Below are 1,006 nucleotides of genomic sequence, written 5' to 3'. Positions count from 1 at the left end.
TCCTGCGATTTCCAGATCGTGGACACGGCGGGCGTGCTGAAGAACGGCATGGATGACTGGTGCCGCGCGGCGGACATGATCCTCGTGCCCATGCTGCCCAGCACCCGTGATGTGGAGCCGACCATGCGCACGTTGGAGATCGCCGCCGCGTCGAAGACGCAGGCGAAGACCTTCATCATCCTGAACTGTTTCTATGCGTTTGGTCGTTTGGACCGTGACCTTGTGGAGTATCTTGGCAGCGAGAACATTCCGGTGATGGCGAAGATTCCCCGCGCGGTCGCGTTGGCGCAGGCCGCTGCGGAGGGCAAGTCGGTTGCGGAGTACGCGCCGCGCAGCCATGCGGTCCCCGCATTTGAACTGTTGGCAGATGACATTCTGGCTGAAAAGGAGAAGCACAATGACTAACGCATTCATGGCGTCCGCGAACAAGGCGAAGCGGGAGCAGCAGGACATCCAGACGCCTCGCGCGGACAGCGATGATCTGAAGGTCATCAACATCCGCATTCCGGCTGACCTTCATTACAAGGCGAACCTGCACAGGGTGCAGACCGGTGAGAGCGTCACCGCGCTCGTCCAGCGACTCCTGCGCGAGGAACTGGGATGATGGACGCCGGGTTCTGGCTCGGCGTCGCCACACCGTTCGCCGTGCTGATCCTGTTCGGCGTCACCCGCCTGCTGCTTCGCGCGATCTCGGCGCTGATGCGCCTTCTGAACCGGAAGGTCCACGACCGGTTCATGCGCAGGTACGTGTTCCATGAGGAGATCGATGCGGGCGGGAACGTGAACCATGAGCGGAACGCCCGTGAGCTGGCGGAGGTGTTCGCCGCCGCTCCGGGTTTCCGCAAGTTCGTGATTGGCCCATGGCAGATCGCCGTCTGCCGCGACTACCGGAGCGACAGGAAAAGGAGAACGCAATGAGCGTGAACGCTTACCAGCCGGTGCTGGACCCGGCGTCATCCGGGCGCATGTTCTGGTTCGACAAGCATGATACCCGCGTCCTGTTCGG

3 protein-coding genes are annotated in these 1,006 nt (G+C 62.3%); all 3 read left to right on the top strand.

Features of this window, described 5'->3' with window-relative positions:
• Positions 1 to 405 (top strand): ParA family protein (locus B5G37_RS15395; RefSeq protein ID WP_162611662.1); only part of this gene is annotated, 405 nt, incomplete at its 5' end.
• Positions 398 to 604, top strand: coding sequence for a hypothetical protein (locus B5G37_RS14605; RefSeq protein WP_087258974.1), 207 nt, complete (start codon positions 398 to 400; stop codon positions 602 to 604). The genes B5G37_RS15395 and B5G37_RS14605, both read left to right, overlap by 8 nt.
• The gene (locus B5G37_RS14600; protein WP_143483006.1) at positions 601 to 918 is read left to right on the top strand and encodes a hypothetical protein; all 318 of its coding nucleotides are present in this window, start codon (positions 601 to 603) and stop codon (positions 916 to 918) included. The genes B5G37_RS14605 and B5G37_RS14600 overlap by 4 nt, the downstream gene beginning before the upstream one ends.
• The last annotated feature ends 88 nt before the right edge of the window (positions 919 to 1,006 follow it).

Source organism: Pseudoflavonifractor sp. An85, from assembly GCF_002161235.1.
Lineage (GTDB): Bacteria > Bacillota > Clostridia > Oscillospirales > Oscillospiraceae > Enterenecus.
The sequence above is the reverse complement of the archived record's forward strand: the minus strand, read 5'-3'. Positions and strand labels throughout refer to the sequence as shown.